Raw genomic sequence first — 25,071 nt, 5'->3', positions numbered from 1 at the left:
CATGACCCGGCCACAAGACCCCAAGGACCCGGCCCTGCATTCCAGCGATCCGGAATTCGTCACGACCGGACAACTCGCCGGACCCGGCCACCCCGAACCGGCGACCGTCCAGACCGCACGACTCGATGGCGTTGAACTCTCATCCGGTGACCCTGAATGGGCGACCGTCCAGACCGCACGACTCGATGGTGTTGAACTCTCATCCGGTCACCCGGAACCGGTGACCGTCAAGGTTGGACGGCTTTATGGCGTGGGGCTCGGGCCCGGTGATCCGGAGTTGGTGACCGTGAAAGCCGCGCGGCTGCTCGGGGCGGCCGGGGTGATCGCGTATCACAGCGCACGCCACGGGCGGAGTATCGCGCGGTCGGTGGCCGCTCCCTATTTACGCGGCGACCAGGTCGAAGAAGCGCTCGTCTATCCGGTCACCACGGAGACGACCGATCATCCGGGTGGGTATCAAGGCGCGCTCGACGATTTCTACGCCGCGTGTGCGATCCGGCTGGCGGAGCATTTGGACGCGGGCCGGGATGTGGTCGTGTTGTGCGAGGGCGATCCGATGTTCTATGGGTCATACATGCACATGCACAAACGGCTTGCGCATCGGTATGAGACCGAGGTCGTGCCGGGGGTCACCTCGGTGAGCGGAGCGGCGGCCGTGCTGGGGAGGCCGCTGGTCGAGCGGGATGAGACGTTGACGGTTCTGCCGGGGACGCTTCCGGCGGAGACGCTCGCGGCGCACATCGGGTCGGCTGATTCGGTGGCGATTCTGAAGCTGGGCCGTACCTTCGAGAAGGTGCGGGACGCTTTCGCGGCGGCGGGGAAACTGGACGACGCGTGGTATGTGGAGCGCGCCACGACGGCGGGTGAACGAATAGCGCCTCTGGCGGATGTGGATCCGGCGTCGGTTCCCTATTTCTCGCTGGCGTTGCTGCCCAGTCCGGTGAATGATCCGGCGGTCGTGCCGGTGCGGACTGTTCCGGCTTCGGGAATGGGTGAGGTGGCCGTGGTCGGGCTTGGGCCCGCCGGCCGGCCGTGGCTGACACCGGAAGCGTGGGATGCGCTGATGACAGCCGATGAATTAGTGGGGTACGGGCCTTATTTGGATCGGGTCCCCGTGAATCCGCGCCAGAAACGGCACGCGACCGACAACAGAGTCGAGGCCGAACGGGCCGCGCACGCGCTGGAATTGGCGTTGTCCGGTTCGCGGGTTGCGGTGGTCTCGTCGGGGGATCCCGGGGTTTTCGCGATGGCGAGCGCGGTTCTGGAGGTGTCGTGCGAGGCCCGGTTCGCGGGGGTGCCCGTCCGGGTGGTCCCGGGGCTCACGGCGGCGCACGCGGTCGCGGCGCGGGTGGGCGCGCCGCTCGGGCACGACTACTGCGTGCTCTCGCTGTCGGATCAGCTCAAACCCTGGGATGTGGTGGCGGATCGGATCAGCGCGGCCGCCCGTGCGGATCTGGTGCTGGCCATCTACAACCCGGCGTCGCGCACCCGTACCTGGCAGGTCGCCGCGGCCCGCGACCTGCTCCTGGAGCACCGATCGCCCGAAACCCCGGTGATCATCGGCCGCTCCGTGGGTTCGCCCGGCGAAGACGTCCGCGTGACGACCGTGGCCGACCTGGACCCCGCCACCATCGACATGCGCTGTTTGCTGATCATCGGCTCCTCGACCACGCGGATCGTTCCCCGCGAGCAGGGGACTGTCGTGTTCACGCCGCGCCGCTACCCGGCATGAGTCCCCGGCTGCTGATCATCGGGGGCACGGACGAGGCGAGGCGTCTGGCGGCAGCCGTACAGGGACGAGTCGACACGATCTCGTCCCTGGCGGGCCGGGTGAACTCCCCCCGGTTGCCCGTCGGCGAGGTCAGGATCGGTGGTTTCGGCGGGCCGGACGGCCTCGCCGCCTGGCTGCGAGCCGAACGCGTGACCATGATCGTGGACGCGTCGCATCCGTTCGCCGCGCGAATGACCGATTCGGCCGTGAAGGCGGCGGACAGCACCGGGATTCCGTTGCTGGTGCTCCGGCGGCCCGGCTGGACCCTCGAACCCGGCAACGACTGGCGCTGGACGGCCACACTGGAGGAAGCCGCCGAACGGCTCCCCCAGATCGGTACGCGCGCCTTCCTCACCACCGGCCGCCGAAGCCTGCCCGCTTTCGCCCATCTCGACGACGTCTGGTTCCTCGCCCGATCGGTCGACACGCCCGAGCCTCCGTTCCCGCGCCGGATGGAGGTGCTGCTCAGCCGGGGTCCGTACACGCGAGAAGGCGAACTCCTCCTGCTGCGCGCTCACCACATCGACGTGCTCGTCACCAAGGACAGCGGCGGCACCATGACCTCCGCCAAGCTCACCGCCGCCCGTGAACTGGGCCTCCCCGTGATCGTGGTACGGCGTCCGCCCCCACCGCCCGGCATCCTCACAGCCGAGACCGTCGACGAAGCCGTGACCTGGCTCAACGAAACGCCAACCCTATGAGCGGCCTCGTAACTCATCGGGATCCCACGCCCTCCCTGGGCCCCGACGCATGAGCGGCCTCAGATACGGCTGGACCACGGGCGCCTGCGCGACCGCGGCGACGACGGCCGCCTACACGGCACTGCTGTCGGGGGAATTCCCCGACCCCGTCGAGATCACCCTGCCCAAGGACAAACACCCGTCATTCGCGCTGGCCCGGGAGGCGCTCGGCGACGGCTGGGCGATGGCCGCGATCGTCAAGGACGCGGGCGACGACCCGGACGTGACCCACGGCGCCCTCATCGCGTCCACCGTCCGCCCCGGCGCCCCCGCCTCCGGGGTGACCTTCCTCGCGGGCCCGGGCGTCGGCACCGTGACCAAACCCGGCCTGCCCCTCCCGGTCGGCGAACCCGCCATCAACCCGGTCCCGCGCCGCCTGATGACCGGCCACATCGCCGAAGTCGCCGCCCGCCACGGCGGAACCGGCGACGTCGTAGTGGAAATATCCGTAGAAGGAGGGGCCGAGCTTGCCCTCAAAACGTGGAACCCCCGGCTTGGCATCCTCGGCGGCCTCTCCATCCTCGGCACCACCGGCGTAGTCGTCCCCTACTCCTGCTCCGCCTGGATCGACAGCATCCGCCGCGGCATCGACGTCGCCCGCGCCGCGGGCCACCCCCACGTCGCCGGCTGCACCGGCAGCACCTCCGAACAGGTCGCCTCCACCCTGTACGGCCTGCCCGACGACGCCCTCCTCGACATGGGCGACTTCGCCGGCGCAGTCCTGAAATACCTCCGCCGCCACCCCATCCCCCGCCTCACCATCGTCGGCGGCATCGGCAAACTCTCCAAACTCGCCGACGGGCACCTCGACCTGCACTCCGGCCGCTCCCAGGTGAACCTCACCCTGCTCGCCACTCTGGCCGCGGAAGCGGGCGCGCCCCCCGACCTCATCCCCCAGATCAAATCCGCCAACACCGCCCTCCACGCCCTCCGCCTCTGCCAGGCCGCGACCATCCCCCTCGGCGACCTCGTAGCCACCCACGCCCAGAACACCGCCCGCACCGTCCTGACCGGCGCCCCGGTCTCCGTGGACGTCATCGTCATCGACCGCGCGGGAACCATCGTCGGCCGATCCTCTGCCATTGGCCAGTAACGGTCGAATCCCGTAGAACCGCCCTCTGCAGTCACTTCTTGCCTGACCGCGGTCGCGTGCCATCGACCTCCGATCGACACGCTCACCCGCCATCTGGAGCACATCACCGTCCGCTACCGGAGCCACGCAACGGACGGACTCCAGCTACTCGGTCTCACTACATGAGAACGCTTCGGTCTTGCTTCGGGTGCGTCTCACGTGGCGGTGTCAGGGCTCTGCCTGCGGCGAGCTTCGAGCGCGTCCAGGATGAGGGCCAGGCCGTAGCCGAACTCGCTCGTGTGGTCGTAGCCCGGTTGCAGGGCGTGGCCGACGATCATCTCCGTGAGGTACGGAAATTCGTCCGCCGGCAGGTGCTCGAGGATGCCGCCGGCCACTTCCTCGACATCGTCCGGCGTCGTCACCGGCAGGTTTGCCTCCTGAAGGACGAACCCGCCGATGTAGCTGTCGATGAGTGAGACGGCGTGCGCGGCCATCGGCAGCGTGAACCCCGCCTGCCGGAGGACGCCGAGGACGGCGTCGTGGTGGCGTAGCGTCGCCGGCCCCGGGTTGCGACGGGAGTCCATAAGGCCGAGAGCCCACCTGTGCTGCGACAAGACCACACGCGCGGAGGAAGCGCGCGCACGGATCGCGTCGCGCCAATCGTCGCAGTCGGCGCTGGGTAGCTCGATCGCCGCGAACACCATGTCGACCACGCCGTCGAGGATCGCATCCTTGTTCGGCACGTGGTGGTAGAGCGACATCGCCTCCACGCCCAGCTCCTGCGCCACCCGCCGCATCGTGATCGCCTCCACGCCGCCGCGATCCGCGACCCGGATGGCGGCTTCCAGCACGCGACCTCTGCTGAGCGGTTGCCGCGTTGATAGCGGTGGTGAGGGTGACACGACGGCTCCAGGGTACGGGCGGGTTGACAATCTTACATGCGTAAGCCAGCCTTACACACGTAAGCCACCTTACGAGCGTAAGCCCTCCCGGTTGGAATCAGCTTGGGAGCTCAGCGAACCTCTGACCCACGACGCGCCCCGCCGGGGCGAGACAAGGAGATCCCGATGCCGATGCCGAGGTGGTGGGGGCACGTGAACAAGCGGGTGTTCAACCCTCGCGCGATCGCGAGCGGGACGTGGCCGGTGCTGACTCACGTCGGTCGCACCTCTGGCACGAGATACCGCACACCGCTCGATGCGCACCCTGTCGACGGCGGCTACCTGTTCGTTCTGGTGTACGGATCGCGCTCGGACTGGGTGCAGAACGTCCTGGCGGCCGAGGGGGCGCGGCTCCGGGTCGACGGGAAGGACGTGGAACTCGCCGCCCCACGCCTCGTCGGGAAAGACGAGGCGTTCCAGGCTCTCTCCGATGAGGTGCCACGCCCACCGAGGCTGCTCCGCATCACCGAGTTCCTCCGCATGGACCTGGCCGCAGGCTGACGATCGGCCTCCAGCGCGAAGCCAGGTGGCGGGCGAGCACGTCGATCAGGGACGAGGGCGATGATCAGCTGGCCGTCTTCCGTGCCACCAAGCCGAAGGCCCGCGATGGCATCGGCCTGATGGAAGCCAACCGGTTCGGGCAGCCTGGAAACTGGCGGCGTGCAGGCCGTTGCCCGGCATGCGCGCAACCGGCCGCGACCGCGCATCTGGCGGCCAGCCGGGCCCACCGACCGACACCGCCAGCGCGTCCCGCGGAATGCGATCCCCACAGGAAGCTCAGTCGCGGACGCGGGATGACGAATAGAGGTGGCTGTCGGGGAACGTGGCGGCGGTGAGGGCGCGGCCGACGATGATGACGGCGGTTCGGGTGATGCCCGCCGTTGCGACCTTCTCCGCGATGTCGGCCAGCGTGCCGCGGAGCACGGTCTCCTCGGGACGGCTCGCCCAGGCGACGACCGCCGCCGGGCAGGCGGGTCCGTATGCGGGGGTCAGTTCCGCGACGACCGACTCGATCCGTTGTACGGCCAGGTGCAGGACGATCGTCGCGCGGCTGCGGCCAAGCGTGGCGAGATCCTCGCCTTCGGGCATGGGGGTCGCCCGGAGGGCCGTACGGGTGAGCACGACGGTCTGCGCGACGCCGGGCACCGTCAACTCGCGTCGCAGGGTCGCGGCCGCCGCCGCGAACGCGGGCACTCCGGGCACCACCTCGTACGGCACCACCGCCGCGTCGAGGCGGCGCATCTGCTCGGCCATCGCGCTGAAGACGGAGGGGTCGCCGGAATGCAGGCGGGCGACGTCCAGGCCTTCGGCGTGCGCGGCGAGCAGTTCGGACATGATCTCGTCCAGGGTCAGGCGTGCCGTGTCGATCAGCCGGGCTCCCGGGGGGCAGCTGGCGAGCAGCTCTGGGGGAACCAGGGACCCCGCATACAGGCAGACGGGCAGCCGCTCGATGAGGCGTTGACCGCGCACCGTGATCAGGTCGGCCGCGCCTGGCCCCGCACCGATGAAGTAAACGGTCATCGCACGCCACCAACGCAATCGCCCGTCATCATCCGGCCGCCAATGAAGGAGACGGACACCGTGAACCATCGGTACAACGGCTGGCCGCCGATGAGGTGAACGGTCATCGCGGGCCACCAGTGCAATCGCCCGTCATGGTCGGGCCGCTGACGAAGGAGCCGGCCATCGCGAACCGCCAGCCGCCGACGAAATGAACGGTCATCGCGGGCCACCAGTGCAATCACCTGTCATCGTCTGGCCGCCGACGCAGGAGACGGTCATCGTGCGTCACCGGTGCAGCGGCTGGCGATGAGAGGCCATCGTTGGCTGACGGTGCGATTGCCTGGCCTCGGGTGGAATGGCCGTCATCGAGGTTCCTCGGAGGGTTTCGTCACCGACCAGATGGTGACCGGGAGTTGGGGGCGCCAGGTGGTGAAGTCGCCGATGGGGGCCGCTCTGTTGATGGAGAGGCGGAAGAGGTCGCCGCCGAGGTGGCCGTACCAGGTGGAGAGGACGGCTTCGGATTCGAGGGTGACCGCATTGGCGACCAGGCGGCCGCCGGGGTGGAGGCTGGACCAGCAGTGGTCGAGGAGGCCGGGGGTGGTGAGGCCGCCGCCGATGAAGATCGTGGTGGGCGGGGTGGTGAGGGCGGTCAGGACGTCGGGGGCGGTGCCGGTGAGGACGCGGAGGGTGGGGGTGCCGAGGGTTTCGGCGTTTCTGGTGATTCGGGTGGCTCGGGCAGGGTCGCGTTCGATGGCGATCGCGGTGGCGGCGGGGTGGGCGCGGAGCCATTCGATGGCGATGCTGCCCGCGCCGGCGCCGATGTCCCAGAGGATGCCGTCGGTGCCGAGCAGGCCGAGGGTGACCGCGCGGACCTCGCGTTTGGTGAGCTGGCCGTCGTGGTCGAAGGTCTCGTCGGGGAGGCCGGGGACGCGTGGGGGCGTGGGCGTGCCTGGGTCGGGGAAACATTCGACGGCCACGATGTTGAGGGGGTCGGGGGTGTCGCCCCAGATGGCCCAGCCGTTGGCGGTGGTGTGGCGGAGCTGCTCGTCGGGGGCGCCGAGGAGTTCGAGGACGCTGAAGGGGCTCTCGCCGTAACCGGCGTTGATGAGGAGGGTGGCGACGCGGGCGGGGTCGGCGCCGAGGATCAGGAGGCGCTCGCCGGGGCGGAGGGCGGCGTTGAGGGTGGCGAGGGGGCGGCCGACCGCGCTGATCACGTGGGTGCGTTCGACCGGCCAGCCCATGCGGGCGCAGGCCAGGGAGACCGAGGACGGTGAGGGGAGGACCTTGACATTTTCCGGGCCGAGGATGCGGACCAGGGTGGAGCCGATGCCGTGGAACATGGGGTCGCCGCTGGCGAGGACGCAGATCCGGCGGTCGCGGTAGCCGGCGAGCAGGCCGGGGAGGGCCGGGAGCAGGGGGGACGGCCAGGTGATCCGCTCGGCGGAGGTGGAGACCAGGGCGAACTGGCGGGCGCTGCCCATCAGCACCTCGGCGGTCTCGATCTCGCGGCGGGCGGCAGGGGAGAGCCCGTCCCATCCGTCGGCGCCGATTCCGACGACGACAACGGGGGCGGTCATGGTGAGCAGGCCAGACTCGCGTTTCCGGATGTGGGCTGGAATGTGCCGGGCGGCGACGGGTGGGGTGAGTCGCTTTGGGTGTCCCGTGAGGTGTGCGGGTCAGGCATGGGGGACATTTCCTAGAATCCTGGTCACCTTGATTTCGATGACGACACGTTCCGGGTTGGGGCGGGGTTGGCGGTATCGGGCGGCGTAGCGGTCCTCGGCGTCGGCGATCGAGGCGGGGTCGTCGCGGATGACGGCGCGGCCTTCGAGGGTGGACCAGCGGCGGCCGTCCACCTGGCAGACCGCGACGAGCGCGCCCTCTGGCCCGGCGGCGCGGATGTGGCCGGCTTTGCGGGACCCGCCGCTGGTGATGATCCTGGCGGTGTCGCCGTCGAGGGTGACGCCGACCGGAACGACGTGGGGGGTGCCGTCGGGGCGGATCGTCGTGAGGGTGCAGAGGTGTCGTTCCTTCCAGAACGCCTCGAAACTCATCGGCACTCCCCCACGAATCGCGCGGCCAGCACGGGGCTGCCCGCCCAGTGCAGATGCAGGTACGAAGCCAGCACCCGATCGGAAGCGTATCCGTCGCCACCGTCAATCCAGCGCCAGACCGGGTTGTCGGGCGGCGTGCAGACGGTGCGGTGGAACTCATGGCCCCGATACCGCTCCCCCGCCCGCGTCAGCACCGAATCTTGTACGGCTACCGCGTCCCGGTACCCCAAAGTCAGCCGTCCGGTCATTTCCGCTTTGGCGTCGAGGATGCCGCACATGGGATGATCATCGAGCTCCCTGCTCAGATAGAGCAACCCCGCACACTCCGCCACGACCGCGCCCCCACTGGCGACGAACTCGGCCATCCTCGCCCGGAGGCGCTCATTGGCGGACAACTCCGAGGCGTGTACCTCCGGAAAACCCCCGGGCAGGATCACTCCACGAGTGCCTTCGGGAAGATCCTCATCCCGCACCGGATCGAAAGCCGCGACCTCGGCACCTGCCGCGATCAACAGTTCGACTTGTTCCACGTAGCCAAAGGTGAAAGCGGCTCCGCCCGCGATGGCGACCACGGGCCGAATACCCCGACGAGCCCGCCCGTCAACGCGTCCTTCGCCTTCTCCCGTGGCTTCGCCATGTCCTACTGATGCGGGGGATGTCCCACCCGCCCACCCTTGATTTCTTTCCGTGGCTCCGCCCCGCCCCGCCGCGGCTCCCGCACCCGCCAATGCATCGCCCGTGGCTTCGCCCCGCCCCGCGGAAACGGCGGCTCCCCCACCCGTCAATCCATCACCTGTGGCTTCGCTTTGCCCTACCGATGTGAGGGCTCCTCCACTCGCCGCTCCTGCGTTCGCGCTTGTGGCGACAGCGTTTTGGGGGTTCCAAGCGGTGGCCGGGATCGGTGCGGCGCGGTGGGCGAGGGTGACAAGGCCGGGTAGGTCGCAAGTCGACTCGATCAAAGTGGCTAGGGACGGGATGGTCGTGGTGGCTTCGGTGTGGCGTTCGGCGGCGGGGATGAGGCCGAGGTGGCGGGATGGGGTGGTGGCGTCGGGGGTGCGGGGGATGGCGCCCAGGACCGGGAGGCCGGTGGATTCCAGGGATTCGCGGCAGACCTCCTCGTGGCGCGGGGAGCCTACGCGGTTCAGGATGATTCCGGCCAGGCGGACGCGGGTGTCGTACGAGGCGAAACCGTGGACGAGGGCGGCGACGGACTGGCCTTGGCCGGTGGCGTCGACGACGAGGATGACGGGGGCTTCGAGGAGGCGGGCGACGTGGGCGGTGGAGGCGAAGTCGGGGGTGCCGCGCATGCCGTCGTAGAGGCCCATGACACCTTCGATGATCGCGATGTCGGCGTTGGCGGCGCCGTGGAGGAAGAGGGGGGCGATCAGGTCTTCGGAGGTGAGCCAGGGGTCGAGGTTGCGGCCGGGGCGGCCGGTGGCGAGGGTGTGGTAGCCGGGGTCGATGTAGTCGGGGCCGATCTTGTGCGGTGAGACAGCCAGGCCGCGCCGGACGAGGGCGGCCATCAGGCCGGTGGCGATGGTCGTTTTGCCCGCTCCTGAGGCGGGCGCCGCAATGACCAATCGAGGCATCGTCACCATTCGATGCCTCGTTGGCCCTTTTGGCCGGTGTCCATGGGGTGCTTGATCTTGGTCATTTCGGTGACCAGGTCGGCGATGGTGAGGAGGTCGGGGTGGGCGTTGCGGCCGGTGATGATCACGTGTTGGGTGCCGGGGCGGGTGGTCAGGGTGGTGGTCACGTCCTCAATGTCGATCCAGCCCCAGTTGATGGGGTAGGTGAACTCGTCGAGGACGAGTAGGCGGTAGGTTTCCGATGCGAGGTCGCGTTTGATCTGGTTCCAGCCTTCGCGGGCGTCGGCGGCGTGGTCGTCTTCGGTGCCGGCTTTCTTGATCCAGGACCAGCCTTCGCCCATTTTGTGCCAGGTGACGGGTGGGCCGAGTTCGCCGAGGGCGCGCAGGGCGGCTTCCTCGCCGATGCGCCATTTGGCGGACTTCACGAACTGGAACACGCCGATCGGCCAGCCCTGGTTCCAGGCGCGGAGGGCGAGCCCGAACGCGGCGGTGGATTTCCCCTTGCCGGGTCCGGTGTGGACGATCACGAGCGGCCGGTTGCGGCGTTGCCGTGTCGTAAGACCGTCTTCGGGCACTTGGTCAGGCTTGCCCTGCGGCATGTGACCTCTCCTCGTGGTTCATGCGGCCAGCCGGGTGGCCCGGACCACCTGGGCCAGGCCGCCTTCGGCGAGCGAGTCCAGGCGAACGGGAAGCGCGCCGATCCGCATGGCCAGGTCGGTGGCGAGGCCGAGGCGGATCGGGCCGGATTCGCAGTCGACGACGACGGTGGTCACCTGGGTGAGCAGGGTGGCGGCCTGGCGGGGGTTCGGGCCGAAGGTCGCGCGGCCGTCGGTGACGATGACGAGCAGCGGGCGGCGGGCCGGGTCGCGGAGCCGTTCCACGCGGAGCACGTCCGCGGCCTTGAGCAGGCCCGCCGCGAGCGGCGTCCGTCCTCCCGTGCGAAGATCGCGCATCCGCGCGGCTCCCGCCTCCACCGACGACGTCGGCGGCAACACCAGCTCCGCCGCCTCCCCCCGAAAAGTGATCAGACCAACCTTGTCCCTCCGCTGGTACGCATCGAGCAACAAACTCAACACGGCCGCCTTAACCGCCCCCATCCGCTTCCGCGCGGCCATCGACCCACTGGCGTCCACGGCGAACAGCACGAGGTTACCCTCACGCCCCTCACGAACGGCTTCCCGCAGATCAGCCTTCTCAATCCGCAGCCCACGACCTTCCACCCCACGCGACCGCCGGCCCGAAGCCGCCCGAGGGTCAGCCTTCTCCACCCGCGACCCGGGACCTTCCACGCCCCGCAATCGCTGCCCCGGAGCCGCTCCCTGAAGATCAGCCTGTTCCACCCGCGACCCGGGACTATCCACCCCCCGCGACCGCTGCCCCGAAGCCGCTCCCTGAAGATCAGCCTGTTCCACCCGCGACCCGGGACTATCCACCCCCCGCGACCGCTGCCCCGAAGCCGCTCCCTGAAGATCAGCCTTCTCCACCGGCAACCCGAAGTCCCTCGCACCACGCGACCGCTGATGCGGAGCGGCCGCCCGGAGGGTGGCCATCAAGTGCACGCTCGTGACCCGCCCGTCGGGCAGGCGGGATCCCGACGTCCGCCCATCCGGCGTGCGCGCCCGCGACCGCCGCCCCGGCACACCCATGCCGACCCCGGGAACAGTGAAAATCCTGGTCCGATAGGGCGCACCCGCCTCCGCGAATGCCCCGCCCTCCGCCAAACCCGCACCACCTGAATCCGCCGATCTCAGAGTGTCCGGCCCGGCCCGGCCCTCTGCTCCATGCTCGCCCGAACCCGTCCGCATCCCGGCGGAATCCGGTGGCCCGAACCCGTCCGACGGGCCGAAGTCCGTTGACGCGTCCGGCTCCCAGGAGTCAGCCGATCCGGACATGCCCGACCCTCCCCCATCCTCTGACCCGGCCGCGCTGGGCTCGGCTCCGGCGTCACCGGACTCGGATGTGTTGATATTTCCGGGTTCGTCCTGACGTACACGATCGTCGGGGTCGTCGTCTGGGTAATCGCCGAAATCGTTCAGGAGTTCGTCGAGCCTGGCCTCATCCAGGCCTGGCGCGTCGAAGGGATCCCGCCGCCGCCGATGCGGCAGCGCGAGCCGTGCCGCCGCCCGCACATCCGCCGAAATCACCCGGGTACGCCCCTGCCAGGCAGCATGCGCCATCGCCGCATGAGCGGTGACGATATCCGCCCGCATGCCATCCACCTCAAACCCGGCACAAACCGTCGCGATCTGCTTCAACACCGCATCCGGCAACCTCACGCCGGGCAGAAGCACACGAGCCCCGACAATCCGCCGAGCGAGCTCCGCCTCCTCCGCCGACCACCGCGCGGCGAATCCTTCCGGATCGAGCTCATACGCGAGCCTCCGCCGGATGACCTCCGCCCGCTCCGCCGGATCCCGCGACGCCCGCGCCTCCACGGTGAGCCCGAACCGATCGAGCAACTGCGGCCGGAGCTCCCCCTCTTCGGGGTTCATCGTCCCGGAGAGCAGGAACCTGGCCGCATGCCGCACCGACACCCCTTCCCGCTCGACATAGCACGTCCCAAGCGCGGCGGCATCCAGAAGAAGATCGACAAGATGGTCGTGCAGCAGGTTGACCTCGTCCACGTACAAGATCCCCCGATGCGCCGCCGCCAGCAGCCCCGGCTCGAACGCCTTGACCCCTTCGGTCAGCGCCCGCTCAAGATCGAGCGACCCGGCCAGCCGGTCCTCGGACGCGCCGACCGGCAACTCGACCAGCCGCGCAGCCCGTACCAGCCCGGCACCCGAATGCGGCCCGTCAGGGCAGAAGGGATCAGGAGCGCTCGGATCGCAGGAGAACCGGCATTCCTCCGCCACCTCCACCGGCGGCAGCAGCGCCGCCAGCGCCCGCACGATGGTCGACTTGGCCGTGCCCTTCTCCCCCCGGACCAGGACGCCGCCCACCCGCGGCGACACCGCGTTGAGCACGAGCGCCAGTTTCAGATCCGCCAACCCAACAACCGCGCTAAACGGATACGTCACCGCAGATACGCCCTTTTCTCAAGACCGAAACCTCAGAAGGCTGGTCAAATGAAGGAATCCACCACCGCTATCCCTCAAAACCAGCCTCCGAAATAGCCGAAAAACCAGGAAAAATTCCTTCGGACCCCCGTGAGGCCCCCATCAAAGGTCCCCATTGTGGTAAGCGAAGGTTCCAGCGCCCGTCGAATCCGCTCAATTCGACTCGGCCCAGCGGCGGAACGTCCACCCGCCAGTACGCGACATCCGGCAACCCCAGCGCCGACACCAGCACCGCCCGCACGACCGCCGGATGGGTGACCGCCAGCGACCGCCCGGCGGGGAGCGCACCGAGCCACTCCCCCATCCGGGCGATCAACCCGGCCACCGACTCGCCACCGTGCGGCGCCGCGCCGGGATCGCTCAGCCAGGCCCGTACGCCCTCGGGCTCCTCCGCCGCCACCTCGGCGAACGCCCTCCCCCGCCACCGCCCGAGATCGCAGTCACGCAACCCCGGATCGGCGACCGCCGCCACGCCCAGCCACCGCGCCGTGCCCAGGCAACGCTCCTCGGGCCCGGCCCGCCCCTCGCCCTTGACGACGTCCCCGGCTGGCGGGAGCTCCAGAACGTCGTCAGGGGACGGGAAGGCGGCGGCCCTGACGGCCGCCGTCCTGCCATGGGCGACCACGATCACCCGCGCCGCTCGCGCAGCCACGATCAGGCCGGTACGCCCTGCGGCGCCCCGGCCACCCGTTCACTCCGATGCCAGAGGTACGCGTACGAAACCCCCAGCACCCCCCACAACACGACCTGAGTCCCTAACGACGAAACCCGGAAGTCCCACAGCAAGTCCGCCGGAAACCCTTCGGGAACCTCCGACACGACCGGCAGGAACACCCACGCTGCCGTGACCGGGACAAGGAACCCCAACCCGGTCGCCAGCCACCGCACCGGTTCCCCGTTGACCTCGAAGATCCGGCGCGCGACCGCGGCGGCGGCCATCGCCAGCAACCCGATCGCGACCGCGACCAGGTAGAGCGACGTCCGCGATCCGATCGTCGCCGGATCCCCCACCGCAGGCGGATTAGCCGGATATTTCACGAACGGCACCAGGACAACGGCCACGAATCCGGCCGCCGCCAGGGTGATCGACAACACGCTCCCGGAGCGGGGCCCGATACGCCCCCGTACCAGGGCGAACGCGAGGCCGAACAGGCCGCCGACGGCGAGGCCGTACAAAGCGGTGGCGAGGAACAATCCCCCCAGCTGGCCGCTTCTGCTGACGAGGGGAACCTCGGCATGGGCGTGCGCGGCGGCCTCTTCGAGGGCGATCGCGCTGTCGATGTGCGGCTCGCCGGCGAAGTAGGCGAAAACGCCCGCGGCGAGTCCTGCGATGATTCCGGCGAGCAGGCCCCGGACGAACAGCGGGCGGATCATCAGTGGCACGGAACGCCGAGCAGATGACGGCCGTCGTGCATGAGCTCGTGCAGGTAGTCACCCGCCTGGGAGATCGCCCCCTGGTCGAAGGTGACCAGATAGGCCACCAGCAGGAGAACGGGCACGGCCAGCGCCCACCAGGCCAGGTTGCGAAGCGGAATGGGCTGAACATGCGGGGCTGAGAGCTGGCTCACGCCACGGTCCTCCTCCGGGATTACGCGTCCCTGTCGTCGGTCTGTGGCGGGTGGTGACCTGGCTCCCCTCATCGGGAGGGTTACAGTGGCGCGACCGCACCGGAGTTACACCGGATTTCCCTCACGCCGCCACAATTCACCGGGAACGTACCCCCGAACGGACAAACCCGTCAACCCGGCTATCCTTCGCCGGTGAGCGCGGCCACCAGGTCGGCGGCCGTCCTGCACCGGTCGAGCAGCTCGCCCACGTGGGCTTTCGTCCCGCGCAGCGGCTCCAGCGTGGGCACCCGCTGCAGCGACTCCCGCCCGGGAATGTCGAAGATCACAGAATCCCAGGACGCGGCGGCCACCGACTCGCTGTACTGCCGGAGGCAGCGCCCCCGGAAATAGGCCCGCGTATCGGTCGGCGGCGTCTCGATGGCGCGTTCGACGTCGTCCTCGGTCACCAGCCGCTGCATCCGCCCGCGAGCCACCAGCCGGTTGTACAGCCCTCGATCCGGGCGGATGTCCGCATACTGCAGGTCGACCAGCCCGAGCCGGGGATGCGACCAGGGCAGGTTGTCCCGCGTCCGGTACCCCTCCAGGAGTTCCAGCTTGGCCACCCAGTCGAGCTCGCGCGACAGCTGCATCGGATCCTCGGCCAGCCGGGTCAGCACCGACTCCCACCGGTTCAGCACGTCCTTGGTCATCTCATCCAGACCCGCGCCATACCGGTCCTCGACATACTTGCGGGCCTGCTCCAGATACTCCATCTGCAGCTGTACGGCCGTCATCTTGCGCCCGTTCCGCAGCGAGATCTCATACTTGCAGGTCGGATCATGCGAAACCGCCCGCAGCGCGGCGACCGGCGACTCCACGGAGAGATCGCTGGTGAGGAACCCGTCCTCGATCATCGCGAGCACCAGCGCGGTCGAGCCCAGCTTCAGGTAAGTGGAAATCTCCGACATGTTGGCGTCGCCGATGATCACGTGGAGGCGGCGGTACTTCTCCGGGTCCGCGTGCGGCTCGTCCCGGGTGTTGATGATCGGCCGCTTCAGCGTCGTCTCCAGGCCGACCTCGACCTCGAAGAAGTCGGCGCGCTGGCTGATCTGGAACCCGTCGCCGCGGGAATCCTGCCCGATCCCGACCTTCCCGGCGCCGCACACCACCTGCCGCGACACGAAGAACGGCGTCAGATGCCGGACGATGTCCGCGAACGGCGTGGCCCGCCGCATCAGGTAGTTCTCGTGGCAGCCGTAGGAGGCGCCCTTGCTGTCGGTGTTGTTCTTGTAGAGCTGGATGGGGGCGTTGCCCGGCATGCCCGACGCCCGGACGGCGGCGTCGTGCATCACCCGTTCGCCCGCCTTGTCCCAGATCACGGCCGCCCGGGGGTTGGTGCACTCGGGCGTGGAATACTCCGGATGGGCGTGATCCACATACAGCCGCGCGCCGTTGGTGAGGATCACGTTGGCCAGGCCCAGATCCTCGTCGGTCAGCTGGCTGGAGTCAGCCGCCTCCCTGGCCAGATCGAACCCGCGGGCGTCGCGTAGCGGGTTCTCCTCCTCGAAGTCCCACCGGGCCCGCCTGGCGCGCGCGGCCGACGCCGCGAGGTACGCGTTGACGACCTGCGAAGAGGTCACCATCGCGTTCGCCCCGGGCTGACCGGGCACGGCGATGCCGTACTCGGTCTCGATGCCCATCACCCGCCGTACCGTCATGCGCACCCCATGGCCGTCGTTCCGCCGTTTATATCCCGAGCCTAGCCCCTCTTCTATGCCCGGTTACCCGACAGTTACGGCAGAGAGCCGACTATTCGTTTCGTACGGGTCTCCGGCCACCGAGAATCCGGCGAAGCAAACGCTGGCCAGGACGGTCGATCAGCTTGTAAACGAGATACGCCAGCACTATAGATGCCGCCATTGTCAGCGCGGTGAGCAACCACGGGTTCAGCGTGTCGCGAAGGCCCGGGATGACCACGGCCGAGACATTCTGATGGAGCAGGTAGAGCGGGTACGTGAGCGCGCCCACCGTGGTGAGCGGAGCCCACTTGACCCAGCTCAGCCAGCCGAGGGCGACGGCCGCCATGAGCAGGAAGATGAGCGTGATCGCCACGATGACGGCCTCCGGCGGCGCCGGGAAGCGCTTGAAGCCGATGGCGTCCACCCGGCTCTGTACGCGCTCCAGGGCGGCGTAGACGGCGAAAGCGTACCCAACCAGGACGAAACCCCAGCGGGTCACTGAGGGGCCCACACGGTGGATCAGGTAGAACGCCATGCCGGCGATGAAGTACGGCGCCTGCCTGGGCATGACGATCTCGGTCAGCAGGTCGTTCTCGAGGTATTCCGCGACGACGACGAGGACCAGCCAGACCCACATGAACGCCATCGCGCGGCGCAGGTTGATGCCGATGATCACGATGATCGAGATCAGGAAGTAGAACTTGAGTTCGACCCAGAGCGACCAGAACACGCCTCCCGCGTGCAGGACGCCGAACGCCTCCTGGAACATCGAGAGGTTGATGAGGTAGTGGATGGGATAGAGGTTGCCCTTGAAGCCGGTGACGTCGGTGTAGTTGTACAGGACGTACAGGGCGACGACGGTGAACCAGTAGGCCGGGTAGAGGCGGGAGATGCGGGAGACGGCGAACTTGCCGATGCTGCGGCCCCAGGCGCTCATCAGGATCACGAAGCCGCTGATCAGGAAGAAGAGCTCGACGCCGAGGATGCCCAGGGTGGTGACCCGGTTGACGGAGGCGAAGATCTCGGTGGGGTACTCGCCCCAGAGGGATCTGCTGGCGGCCATGTAGTGGAAGGCCATGACCGCGAACGCGGCGACGAATCGCAATAAGTCGAGTTCGACGAGCCTGGGTCCCCCGCCGACGGGCGGCTGCTCGGCGATCGGCGCCCGGGCGGGCGGCGGTGGCGGAGAAGCCGGCCGCCGTCTACGCCGCCGGGTCCTGGCCGGCGCCGCCGTCACGGACGAACTCCCAGCTCAAGCACCGCGATCCCCCGTAAATGCGTCATGTTGGAATAACCCTTAGGCACAAAAATCCCACAGAGCGCTCAAGTATCACGCAAAACCGCGAACAGAGCTACCGGGGTTTCTCCCACCCACCCTCCCTTTCGATTGCCCTCGGGCTCCGCCCGACCCCGACACCCCCGTGGCTTCGCCAGCCCACCCGGCAGCCAGCCGGGGCACCATTCGAGCGACCACGGAGACGACGGGGGCGGGGGGAGCCCGCGGCAAACCAAAGGGAGGGTGGGTGGGAGAACCACGTGATCATGGGACATGACGAAACGGCGCGAACCCGAGGATTCGCGCCGTTTCGGAGTGGTCTACAGGTATTGACCCGTGTTGGCCACAGTGTCGATCGAGCGTCCGGCTTCGGTGCCCTGCTTCCCCTGCACGAGCGTGCGGATGTACACGATCCGTTCGCCCTTCTTGCCGGAGATGCGAGCCCAGTCGTCCGGGTTCGTGGTGTTCGGCAGGTCCTCGTTCTCCCGGAACTCGTCCACGCAGGCGGCCATCAGATGCTGGATCCGCAGGCCCTTCTGCCCGGTCTCCAGGAACTGCTTGATCGCCATCTTCTTGCCCCGGTCGACGATGTTCTGGATCATCGCCCCTGAGTTGAAGTCCTTGAAGTACAGGACTTCCTTGTCCCCGTTCGCGTACGTCACCTCGAGGAACCTGTTCTCCTCGATCTCGGTGTACATCCGCTCGACCACCCGCTGGATCATCTCGGCGATCGTGCCCTCGCGGCTGCCGCCGTGCTCGGCCAGATCGTCGCCGTGCAGCGGCAGATCGGAGATGAGGTACTTCGAGAAGATGTCCTTCGCCGCCTCGGCGTCCGGCCGCTCGATCTTGATCTTGACGTCCAGGCGGCCAGGCCGCAGGATCGCCGGGTCGATCATGTCCTCGCGGTTGGAGGCGCCGATGACGATGACGTTCTCCAGGCCCTCGACACCGTCGATCTCCGACAGCAGCTGGGGCACGATGGTGTTCTCGACGTCGGACGAGACGCCCGACCCACGAGTCCGGAAGATCGAGTCCATCTCGTCGAAGAACACGATCACCGGGGTGCCCTCGGAGGCCTTCTCCCGCGCCCGCTGGAAGACCAGGCGGATGTGCCGCTCGGTCTCGCCGACGTACTTGTTGAGAAGCTCGGGGCCCTTGATGTTGAGGAAGAAGCTCTTGCCCGACTGGCCGGTCTTCTCCGCGACCTGCTTGGCCAGGGAGTTGGCGACGGCCTTGGCGATGAGCGTCTTGCCGCAACCGGGCGGGCCGTACAGCAGCACGCCCTTCGGCGGGCGGAGCTTGTGCTCCCGGAACAGGTCGGCGTGCAGGTAGGGCAGCTCGATCGCGTCCCTGATCTGCTCGATCTGACCGCGCAGTCCGCCGATCTCGTCGTAGGAGATGTCGGGGACCTCTTCGAGGACCAGTTCCTCCACCTCGGACTTCGGAATCCGCTCGTACACATAGCCCGAGCGCGGCTCCAGCAGCAGCGAGTCGCCCGACCTGATCGGCTGCTCCAGCAACGATTCGGCCAGTTTGACCACGCGCTCCTCGTCGGCGTGCGAGATGACCAGGGCACGCTGGCCGTCCTCAAGGAGCTCCTTGAGCATGACGATCTCGCCGACATCCTCGAAGCCGAGTGCCTCGACCACGTTGAGCGCCTCGTTGAGCATGACCTCCTGGCCACGCTTGAGCGAGTCGACGTCCACGGCGGGGCTGACGTTCACCCGGAGCTTGCGCCCGCCGGTGAACACCTCGATCGTGCCGTCTTCCCTGCCCTCGAGGAAGACGCCGAAGCCGGACGGCGGCTGCGCCAGCCGGTCGACTTCCTCCTTGAGGGCGACGATCTGGTCCCTGGCCTCCTTGAGGGTGGAGACCAGCCGTTCGTTCTGGCTGGTGAGGGCGGCCACCTGGGCCTGCACGTCGTGAAGCCGCTCTTCGAGAACCCTGGCCTGCCGGGGGGACTCGGCGAGTTTGCGACGCAGCGCGGTGATCTCCTCCTGAAGGAAGGAGACCTGAGTTGTGAGGTCAGTGACCTCCCGTTCGCGCTGCGCGGCCCGAGCCTCAGCGTCATCGCGAGCTGCCACGCCCGTCACCTCCTTCCATTCGAGGAAAGACTACTCAAGTCACTACCAATCTGACGGCCTTAAAAAACGTAGCCGACTGGTGTTCGTCTCGTTACGTTGAGTGCCTGGTGATTTGGTGCCTTTTCGACTGGTTCATAGACGTGAGCACATCGAACACATGGTTTGTTCCCCGTGTCACGCCACTTTGCCGGTTCGCCGCTAAATCGTCACTGACCTTCGGTTCCCTCCCCGTACGCACCCTTGGACGGGCGCCTGCGTCGCGGCGGCGGCGTGACGCCGTCCGCCATGCGGCGGGCGGTGACAAGGAACCCGGTGTGGCCGACCATCCGATGGTCGGGCCGGACCGCGAGCCCTTCGACATGCCAGTCGCGAACCAAGGTCTCCCACGCATGGGGCTCGGTGAAACTCCCGTGCTCCCTGATGGTCTCCACCGTCTTGGACAACTGCGTCGTTGTCGCCACATAACAGCAGATAACACCACCGGGAGTGAGGGCCCGGGCGGAGGCGTCGACGCACTCCCAGGGGGCGAGCATGTCCAGGATAATCCGGTCGACGTCGGTCTCGTCCAGCGCCTCCACGAAGTCGCCGACCACCAGCCGCCACTGCTTCATCTCGCCGCCGTAGAACTTCTCCACGTTCTTGGTGGCGATCTCGGCGAAGTCGGCCCGCCGCTCGTAGGAGGTGAGCGAGCCCTCCGTGCCCACCGCCCGGAGCAGGAAGCAGCTGAGCGCCCCCGAGCCGACCCCGGCCTCGACCACCTTCGCGCCCGGGAAGACGTCGGCCATGGCGATGATCTGGCCGCAGTCCTTGGGGTAGATCACGGCCGCGCCGCGCGGCATGGCCAGGGTGTAGTCCTGGAGCAGGTGACGGAACGCCAGATACTGGGTGCCTCCCGACGAGCGCACCACCGATCCCTCCGGCTGTCCGATCAGGTCGGTATGCGGGATCCAGCCCTTGTGCGTGTGGAAGACCCCGTCAGCCTTCAGCGTCAGCGTGTGCCGCTTGTTCTTGGGGTCGGTGAGCTGAACTTGATCCCCGGCCTGAAACGGGCCGTGCCTGCGAAAACCCATGCCGCAAGGCTATCTTCGTTCGACTGGTACGGCTCCTGCGTACAAACCGCCCAAGGAGGCGCTAAATCGACTCGCCGGAATGCCCTCGTCCCTGGTAGGTAAGGGTTCATGCTCCCCCGTGAAACCATCCCCGCCGGGCCCGTCAACCTCCGCCCGCCGCTGGACGCGGACATGGACGCCGTGGCCCGCGCCTGCGCCGACCCGGAGATCGCGCGATTCATCCCGCTCGTCCCGGTGCCGTACACGCGGGCCGACGCCCTGTTCTGGAAGAACAAGCTGGCCGAGCAGGCCTGGGCGGAGGACGGCGCGGACTTCGTGATGGCCGACCCGGCCACCGACGAGCCGCAGGGCGTGATCGGGGTCAAGCCGCCGGACCGGTTCGGCAACGTGGAGGTCGGCTACTGGGTGGCGCCCTGGGCGCGCGGGAAGGGCATCGCCACGGCGGCCACGCGGGCGATCTCGGCGTGGCGTTTCGCTCAGGGCGCACAACGTCTGGACCTGCTGACCGACATCGAGAACCTCGGCTCCCAGAAGGTGGCGATGGCGTCCGGTTTCGTCCGGGAGGGCATCCGGCGCGGCGCCGCCGGCCGGCGCGACGGCTCCCGCTGCGACATGGTGGCCTTCGCCCGGCTCGCCGCCGACTCCGGCGACCCGATCCGGCCGTACCTGCCGGACTTTCCGGGCGGCGAGCTCACCGACGGCGTCATCCGGCTGGTACGGCTCGCGCCCGCCGACACCGACGACTACCACCGCATGATGGACGACCCCGAGGTCATGGCCCACCACGTGCCCCCCGGCCGCCCCGGCTACGCCGACATCGCGCTCCGCTGCCGCAACGCGGGCTACCGCTGGCTGGCCGCGGAACAGGCCGAGATCACGATCAGGGACGCGGCCACGGGCGCCTTCGCGGGCGACATCCAGCTCTCGCACGTGATCCCGGCCCTCGGCGAGGCCATGACCGGCTACAGCCTGCTGCCCGAATACCGGGGGCGCGGCTACGTGACCCGCGCGGTCGTGCTGCTGGTGGAGTGGGTCTTCGCCCACACCGCGATCCATCGGGTGATCGCCGGGACGACTCCGACGAACACCGCGTCCCATCGGGTGCTGGAACGCGCGGGCTTCATCCGGGAGGGCGTGGCGAAGGAGCTCCTGCCCGGGCCCGACGGCACCCGCCTCGACGACGTCCGCTGGGTCAGGATGCGCTCCTGAGTTTGGCGAACGCGGCGTCGGTGCGCTGCAGGGCCTGGTCGATCTCGTCGTCGGTGTGCGCCGTGGACAGGAACCAGTTGTGCCACGGGTGCAGGTAGACGCCCTCGGCCAGGCAGGCGGCCGCCCAGGCGACGCCCCGCGCCAGGGTCTCGTCGCCCTCGAACGACAGCCACGGGATCTGCACGGGCCCGGTCTGGTTGATCACGAAGCAGTGTGACGCGGCCTGGGCGGCCAGGCCCGCCCGGAGGCGGTCGCCCGCGCGTTCCATCAGCGCGACGCCGCCGGTGTCCCGGAGGATCTCGATGGTGGCCTTGGCGGCGGCCATGGCGCTCGCGGAGAACCAGAAGGAGCCGGTCGAGTAGAGGGTCTGGGCCGGGCCGCGCAGCGCGTCCACGCCCGTCACAGCGGCGATGGGATGGCCGTTGGCCATGGCCTTGCTCCAGGCCGACAGATCCGGCCGCACCCCGAACCCCTCCCACGACCCGCGCAGGTCCAGCCGCCAGCCCGCCCGCACCTCGTCGATCACCAGCGCCGCCCCGAGCCGATCGGCCAGCGCCCGTACGCCCCTGGCGAACTCCGCCTCCGCGAACGCCTGATCCTCGAACGAGTCATGCTTGAACGGCGTGACCAGGATCGCGGCCACGTCCCCCACCTCCGCCGCGGCCTCGGCACTGGCCAGATCGTTGTACGTGAACTCCACGTTGTCGGCCCGCTGATTGGGCGTCACCCCCGACAACCCGGGCGTACACCACGGATCGGCCCCGTGATAGGCCCCGTGCGCCACCAGCACCTTGGTACGCCCCGTCGCCGCCCTGGCCACCATCAGCGCCTGCGTGGTCGCATCGGTCCCGTTCTTCGAGAACATGGCCCAGTCGGCGGCCGGAATCGACTCCACCAGCAACTCGGCCAGCTCCACCATGATCGGCCCAGGCCCGTTCAGGCAGTCCCCCCGCGCCTGCTGCGCCGCGGCGGCCTCCTCCACGACCGGATTCCGGTGCCCCACGATCATCGGCCCCCAGCTGCACATGAGATCGATGAACTCCCGCCCGTCCGCGTCCCACTGCCGGGCCCCCTCCGCCCGCACGAAGAACTGCGGGTACGTCTCCCCATGCAGCACGGCGTTGAGATGCCCGTACATCCCACCCGGAATGACCTTGGCGGCCCGCGCCCGCAACTCCGCGTCCATCGACATGAAGATCCTCGCATCCAATCGAGCTGGTGACAGGCCAACCGAATGGCAGGCCGCCGGGTTACTCACCGTTATCCGGCGCCGTTTGCCACCGCACTCCCCCTCGCCGCACCGGCGCCAGAAGAGCCCGGCGGCGCTGCGCCGGGATTCTTAGTCGGACAGCGCGTTCGGGGCGTCGTCCGGGCCCGCGCCCAAGCCTGAACCTCCAGCGTCGGACAGTGCTGCGTTCAAGGCTTTGTCCGGACCTGCGTTCAAGCTTGGACCTCCGGCGTCGGACAATGCGTTCAAGGCGTCGTCCGGGCCCGCGTCCAAGCTTGGGCCTCCAGCATCGGACAGTGCGTTAGAAGCTTTGTCCGGACCTGCCTCCGAGCCTGGACCTCCAGCGTCGGACAGCAAGTTTCGGGCGTCCTTCAAGCCCGCGTCGGAGCCGAGGCCTCCGGCGACGCGGGCGGCGACCGTGGTGCCGAGTTCGGCGGCGGCGATGACGGAGCGGCCGTTGATGAGAGCGGCGATGAAGCCCGCGCAGTAGGCGTCGCCACAGCCGGTGGTGTCGACGACCTCGATGTCCAGGGCGGGGACGTGGGTGGTGCCGTCGGCGGTGGCGACCAGGCTGCCCTGAGCGCCCAGGGTGATGAGGGCGGCGGTCAGGCCTTCGGCGAGGAGGGCGGTGGCGGCCTCCTCGACGGTGGCGGCACCGGTGATCATGAGGGCTTGTTCCTCGTTGGGGAGGAAGTAGTCCAGGTGCGGGAGGAAGACCTTCGCGGCGGGCATCAGGTCGGGCATGTTGGACAGCAGGTCCATGGTGATGATCGTGCCGCCCGCGCGGGCTTCGTCGAGTAACGCGAAGAAGGCTGGATCATGAAGGCCCCAGCTCGCGTCCATGCCGCCCAGATGGACCAATTTCGCGCCGATGACCTGGGCCGGGTCAAGATCGGCGAGCGCGAAACCGAGGTTGGCGCCGGGAACGTGGAAGGAGGGGCGGCCCCCATCCGGACGGATCGGGAGGATCGAGGCGGCGGTCTGCTCGCCGGACTTTCGCGCCACGCCCGCCACATCGACGCCATGTCTGGCCATAATCATCAGTAGGAAGTCGCCGAGTTCGTCGTCGCCGACCGCTCCCGCGGAGGCGACGGGGACGCCGAGCCTGGCGAGATCGACCGCCGTGCCCGCGGCGGCCCCGGCGGCCGTGATCCGGACCTGCTCCACCAGATGCGTGTCCTGGCCGGCCGGAATGGACTCCACCGGGCGCGCCAGCACGTCCACGATATGGACGCCTAGGGTGAGGACGGTCATGCCCTGGATAATAGACGGGCGTCCGACTAAAATGTCAACAGCCGGTTTGATCGGGGGAATCATGCCAAAGATCGTGAATCACGAGGAGCGCCGCCAGGAAGTCGTGGCGGCCGCGCGACGCATCATCCTGCGCGACGGCATCGAGGCGGCCACCACCCGCGCCATCGCCAAGGAAGCCGGATACTCCAACGGCGTCCTCACCCACTATTTCACCGACAAGGACGACATCCTCCTGTCGGCCCTCCAGTCCTCGCACCGCCGCATCACCGCCCGCCTGACGGCCAAACTCGCCGGCCGCACCGGCCTGACCGCCCTCCGCGAGGTCCTCCTCGACAACCTCCCCCTCGACGAGGAACGCGTCCAGGAAACCGGCCTGGAGATCGGCTTCTGGGCCCGCAGCATCAGCTCCCCCGCCCTCCTCCAGGTCCAGCGCGAAGAGGCGGCCGACCTCCGCCGCCTCATCCGCACCCTCCTCCAGTCAGCCCGCGACACCGGCGAACTGACCACCCAGGAAAACCTCGACGACATCACCGAACGCCTCCTGGCCCTGGTAGACGGCCTCAGCGTCCACCGCCTCCTCTACCCCGCCGACAACACCCGCATGGAACGCATCATGCAATCCGAACTAGACCGCCTAACTCACGGCCGCACCTCCGACTCGGCGAACTCAGCCGCTCCTTAACCCGCACCCTCAATCACCACTCCGACCACCCGCAACCAGCGCCCCACACCCCGAACACAGGTACGGCTGCATCCATGGCCGCACCTCCGGCACGGCGAGCTCGGCACATACGACTAAGGGGGCGGCGATTGCCGCCTTGATGGCGGCCGAAGTTGGGGTGAGAGCGAAGGCAAGCGATCCCAAAGGGCCTGGGTGGAAGGACCACGGCTACGGCGGGGAGGGGCGGAGCCCCGAAAGAACAAAAGGGTGGGTG

General features: G+C 68.7%; 22 protein-coding genes and 1 riboswitch. Of the genes, 6 read left to right on the top strand and 16 right to left on the bottom strand.

Annotated elements, in window-relative coordinates:
- Window position 1 precedes the first annotated feature (1 nt).
- From ABGB08_RS41585 to ABGB08_RS41575, 3 genes are read left to right on the top strand one after another with little or no spacing between them, the layout of a single operon-like run.
- Window positions 2–1,732 (top strand): precorrin-2 C(20)-methyltransferase, encoded by a 1,731-nt coding sequence (locus ABGB08_RS41585; RefSeq protein ID WP_347602189.1) that lies wholly within the window; start codon window positions 2–4, stop codon window positions 1,730–1,732.
- Window positions 1,729–2,472, top strand: a complete 744-nt coding sequence (locus tag ABGB08_RS41580; RefSeq protein WP_347602187.1) for a cobalt-precorrin-6A reductase — start codon at window positions 1,729–1,731, stop codon at window positions 2,470–2,472. The genes ABGB08_RS41585 and ABGB08_RS41580 overlap by 4 nt, the downstream gene beginning before the upstream one ends.
- Window positions 2,473–2,521: 49 nt before the next feature.
- Complete coding sequence (locus tag ABGB08_RS41575; RefSeq protein WP_347602185.1) at window positions 2,522–3,604, top strand: cobalt-precorrin-5B (C(1))-methyltransferase; 1,083 nt, start codon at window positions 2,522–2,524, stop codon at window positions 3,602–3,604.
- A gap of 194 nt (window positions 3,605–3,798) precedes the next feature.
- Here ABGB08_RS41575 and ABGB08_RS41570 read toward each other — a convergent pair whose 3' ends face one another.
- Entirely contained in the window at window positions 3,799–4,434 is a 636-nt protein-coding gene (locus ABGB08_RS41570; RefSeq protein WP_347602183.1) for a TetR/AcrR family transcriptional regulator, read from the bottom strand.
- A gap of 216 nt (window positions 4,435–4,650) precedes the next feature.
- Here ABGB08_RS41570 and ABGB08_RS41565 point away from each other — a divergent pair, with 216 nt between their 5' ends.
- The gene (locus ABGB08_RS41565; protein ID WP_347602181.1) at window positions 4,651–5,025 is read left to right on the top strand and encodes a nitroreductase family deazaflavin-dependent oxidoreductase; all 375 of its coding nucleotides are present in this window, start codon (window positions 4,651–4,653) and stop codon (window positions 5,023–5,025) included.
- A gap of 276 nt (window positions 5,026–5,301) precedes the next feature.
- On the opposite strand, the gene cobM is transcribed toward ABGB08_RS41565, so the two are convergent.
- The 13 genes from cobM to ABGB08_RS41500 form a co-directional block, all read right to left on the bottom strand.
- Window positions 5,302–6,045 (bottom strand): precorrin-4 C(11)-methyltransferase, encoded by a 744-nt coding sequence (gene cobM, locus ABGB08_RS41560; RefSeq protein ID WP_347602179.1) that lies wholly within the window; start codon window positions 6,043–6,045, stop codon window positions 5,302–5,304.
- A gap of 344 nt (window positions 6,046–6,389) precedes the next feature.
- Window positions 6,390–7,604 carry a precorrin-6y C5,15-methyltransferase (decarboxylating) subunit CbiE gene (cbiE, locus tag ABGB08_RS41555; protein WP_347602177.1) on the bottom strand — a complete coding sequence of 405 codons (1,215 nt, stop codon included), beginning with the start codon at window positions 7,602–7,604 and terminating at the stop codon, window positions 6,390–6,392.
- A 99-nt stretch (window positions 7,605–7,703) separates the two neighbouring features.
- The gene (locus tag ABGB08_RS41550) at window positions 7,704–8,081 is read right to left on the bottom strand and encodes a PPOX class F420-dependent oxidoreductase (RefSeq protein WP_347602175.1); all 378 of its coding nucleotides are present in this window, start codon (window positions 8,079–8,081) and stop codon (window positions 7,704–7,706) included.
- Complete coding sequence (locus tag ABGB08_RS41545; RefSeq protein ID WP_347602173.1) at window positions 8,078–9,679, bottom strand: cobyrinate a,c-diamide synthase; 1,602 nt, start codon at window positions 9,677–9,679, stop codon at window positions 8,078–8,080. The genes ABGB08_RS41550 and ABGB08_RS41545 overlap by 4 nt, the downstream gene beginning before the upstream one ends.
- Window positions 9,673–10,269, bottom strand: a complete 597-nt coding sequence (gene cobO, locus ABGB08_RS41540) for a cob(I)yrinic acid a,c-diamide adenosyltransferase (RefSeq protein WP_155360094.1) — start codon at window positions 10,267–10,269, stop codon at window positions 9,673–9,675. Before cobO ends, ABGB08_RS41545 begins: the two co-directional genes overlap by 7 nt.
- A gap of 18 nt (window positions 10,270–10,287) precedes the next feature.
- Window positions 10,288–12,660, bottom strand: a complete 2,373-nt coding sequence (locus ABGB08_RS41535; RefSeq protein ID WP_347602171.1) for a VWA domain-containing protein — start codon at window positions 12,658–12,660, stop codon at window positions 10,288–10,290.
- Between the two features lie 97 nt (window positions 12,661–12,757).
- Window positions 12,758–13,381 (bottom strand): histidine phosphatase family protein, encoded by a 624-nt coding sequence (locus tag ABGB08_RS41530; RefSeq protein WP_347602169.1) that lies wholly within the window; start codon window positions 13,379–13,381, stop codon window positions 12,758–12,760.
- A gap of 2 nt (window positions 13,382–13,383) precedes the next feature.
- Window positions 13,384–14,103, bottom strand: a complete 720-nt coding sequence (locus tag ABGB08_RS41525) for a CbtA family protein (RefSeq protein ID WP_347602167.1) — start codon at window positions 14,101–14,103, stop codon at window positions 13,384–13,386.
- Window positions 14,103–14,297 carry a CbtB domain-containing protein gene (locus tag ABGB08_RS41520; RefSeq protein WP_170317135.1) on the bottom strand — a complete coding sequence of 65 codons (195 nt, stop codon included), beginning with the start codon at window positions 14,295–14,297 and terminating at the stop codon, window positions 14,103–14,105. The genes ABGB08_RS41525 and ABGB08_RS41520 overlap by 1 nt, the downstream gene beginning before the upstream one ends.
- Window positions 14,298–14,328: 31 nt before the next feature.
- Window positions 14,329–14,467: riboswitch (cobalamin riboswitch) on the bottom strand.
- Between the two features lie 9 nt (window positions 14,468–14,476).
- Entirely contained in the window at window positions 14,477–15,994 is a 1,518-nt protein-coding gene (gene dop, locus ABGB08_RS41515) for a depupylase/deamidase Dop (RefSeq protein WP_347602165.1), read from the bottom strand.
- Window positions 15,995–16,085: 91 nt separating this feature from the next.
- Window positions 16,086–17,252 (bottom strand): acyltransferase, encoded by a 1,167-nt coding sequence (locus tag ABGB08_RS41510; RefSeq protein ID WP_347602163.1) that lies wholly within the window; start codon window positions 17,250–17,252, stop codon window positions 16,086–16,088.
- 359 nt (window positions 17,253–17,611) lie between these two features.
- On the bottom strand, window positions 17,612–19,384 hold the full coding sequence (gene arc / locus ABGB08_RS41505; protein WP_218038814.1) for a proteasome ATPase: 1,773 nt from the start codon (window positions 19,382–19,384) through the stop codon (window positions 17,612–17,614).
- Between the two features lie 197 nt (window positions 19,385–19,581).
- Entirely contained in the window at window positions 19,582–20,445 is an 864-nt protein-coding gene (locus ABGB08_RS41500; RefSeq protein WP_155360101.1) for a tRNA (adenine-N1)-methyltransferase, read from the bottom strand.
- Window positions 20,446–20,553: 108 nt separating this feature from the next.
- On the opposite strand from ABGB08_RS41500, the gene ABGB08_RS41495 reads away from it, so the two are divergent.
- Window positions 20,554–21,654 (top strand): GNAT family N-acetyltransferase, encoded by a 1,101-nt coding sequence (locus ABGB08_RS41495; protein ID WP_347602160.1) that lies wholly within the window; start codon window positions 20,554–20,556, stop codon window positions 21,652–21,654.
- On the opposite strand, the gene ABGB08_RS41490 is transcribed toward ABGB08_RS41495, so the two are convergent.
- Together ABGB08_RS41490 and ABGB08_RS41485 are read right to left on the bottom strand one after the other, a co-directional pair.
- Window positions 21,638–22,846, bottom strand: a complete 1,209-nt coding sequence (locus tag ABGB08_RS41490) for an aminotransferase class III-fold pyridoxal phosphate-dependent enzyme (protein ID WP_347602158.1) — start codon at window positions 22,844–22,846, stop codon at window positions 21,638–21,640. The genes ABGB08_RS41495 and ABGB08_RS41490 overlap by 17 nt on opposite strands.
- A gap of 147 nt (window positions 22,847–22,993) precedes the next feature.
- Complete coding sequence (locus tag ABGB08_RS41485; RefSeq protein WP_347602156.1) at window positions 22,994–24,136, bottom strand: PfkB family carbohydrate kinase; 1,143 nt, start codon at window positions 24,134–24,136, stop codon at window positions 22,994–22,996.
- Between the two features lie 61 nt (window positions 24,137–24,197).
- Between ABGB08_RS41485 and ABGB08_RS41480 the strand changes: the two genes are divergently transcribed.
- Window positions 24,198–24,818: a TetR family transcriptional regulator C-terminal domain-containing protein gene (locus ABGB08_RS41480; RefSeq protein ID WP_347602154.1), complete on the top strand. Its 621-nt coding sequence runs from the start codon at window positions 24,198–24,200 to the stop codon at window positions 24,816–24,818.
- Window positions 24,819–25,071 lie beyond the last annotated feature (253 nt).

The sequence above is a fragment of the Acrocarpospora sp. B8E8 genome (assembly GCF_039871605.1).
Classification (GTDB): domain Bacteria; phylum Actinomycetota; class Actinomycetes; order Streptosporangiales; family Streptosporangiaceae; genus Acrocarpospora; species Acrocarpospora macrocephala.
This window is presented reverse-complemented; position numbering and strand designations above follow the sequence as displayed.

Excerpts from the sequence above, each read along its gene's own strand:
- ABGB08_RS41585 (WP_347602189.1), top strand. The coding sequence starts at position 2 with ATGACCCGGCCACAAGACCCCAAGGACCCGGCCCTGCATTCCAGCGAT.
- ABGB08_RS41580 (WP_347602187.1), top strand. The coding sequence starts at position 1,729 with ATGAGTCCCCGGCTGCTGATCATCGGGGGCACGGACGAGGCGAGGCGT.
- ABGB08_RS41575 (WP_347602185.1), top strand. The coding sequence starts at position 2,522 with ATGAGCGGCCTCAGATACGGCTGGACCACGGGCGCCTGCGCGACCGCG.
- ABGB08_RS41565 (WP_347602181.1), top strand. The coding sequence starts at position 4,651 with ATGCCGATGCCGAGGTGGTGGGGGCACGTGAACAAGCGGGTGTTCAAC.
- cobM (WP_347602179.1), bottom strand. The coding sequence starts at position 6,045 with ATGACCGTTTACTTCATCGGTGCGGGGCCAGGCGCGGCCGACCTGATC.
- cbiE (WP_347602177.1), bottom strand. The coding sequence starts at position 7,604 with ATGACCGCCCCCGTTGTCGTCGTCGGAATCGGCGCCGACGGATGGGAC.
- ABGB08_RS41550 (WP_347602175.1), bottom strand. The coding sequence starts at position 8,081 with ATGAGTTTCGAGGCGTTCTGGAAGGAACGACACCTCTGCACCCTCACG.
- ABGB08_RS41545 (WP_347602173.1), bottom strand. The coding sequence starts at position 9,679 with ATGGTGACGATGCCTCGATTGGTCATTGCGGCGCCCGCCTCAGGAGCG.
- cobO (WP_155360094.1), bottom strand. The coding sequence starts at position 10,269 with ATGCCGCAGGGCAAGCCTGACCAAGTGCCCGAAGACGGTCTTACGACA.
- ABGB08_RS41525 (WP_347602167.1), bottom strand. The coding sequence starts at position 14,103 with ATGATCCGCCCGCTGTTCGTCCGGGGCCTGCTCGCCGGAATCATCGCA.
- dop (WP_347602165.1), bottom strand. The coding sequence starts at position 15,994 with ATGACGGTACGGCGGGTGATGGGCATCGAGACCGAGTACGGCATCGCC.
- ABGB08_RS41500 (WP_155360101.1), bottom strand. The coding sequence starts at position 20,445 with ATGGGTTTTCGCAGGCACGGCCCGTTTCAGGCCGGGGATCAAGTTCAG.
- ABGB08_RS41495 (WP_347602160.1), top strand. The coding sequence starts at position 20,554 with ATGCTCCCCCGTGAAACCATCCCCGCCGGGCCCGTCAACCTCCGCCCG.
- ABGB08_RS41490 (WP_347602158.1), bottom strand. The coding sequence starts at position 22,846 with ATGTCGATGGACGCGGAGTTGCGGGCGCGGGCCGCCAAGGTCATTCCG.
- ABGB08_RS41485 (WP_347602156.1), bottom strand. The coding sequence starts at position 24,136 with ATGACCGTCCTCACCCTAGGCGTCCATATCGTGGACGTGCTGGCGCGC.
- ABGB08_RS41480 (WP_347602154.1), top strand. The coding sequence starts at position 24,198 with ATGCCAAAGATCGTGAATCACGAGGAGCGCCGCCAGGAAGTCGTGGCG.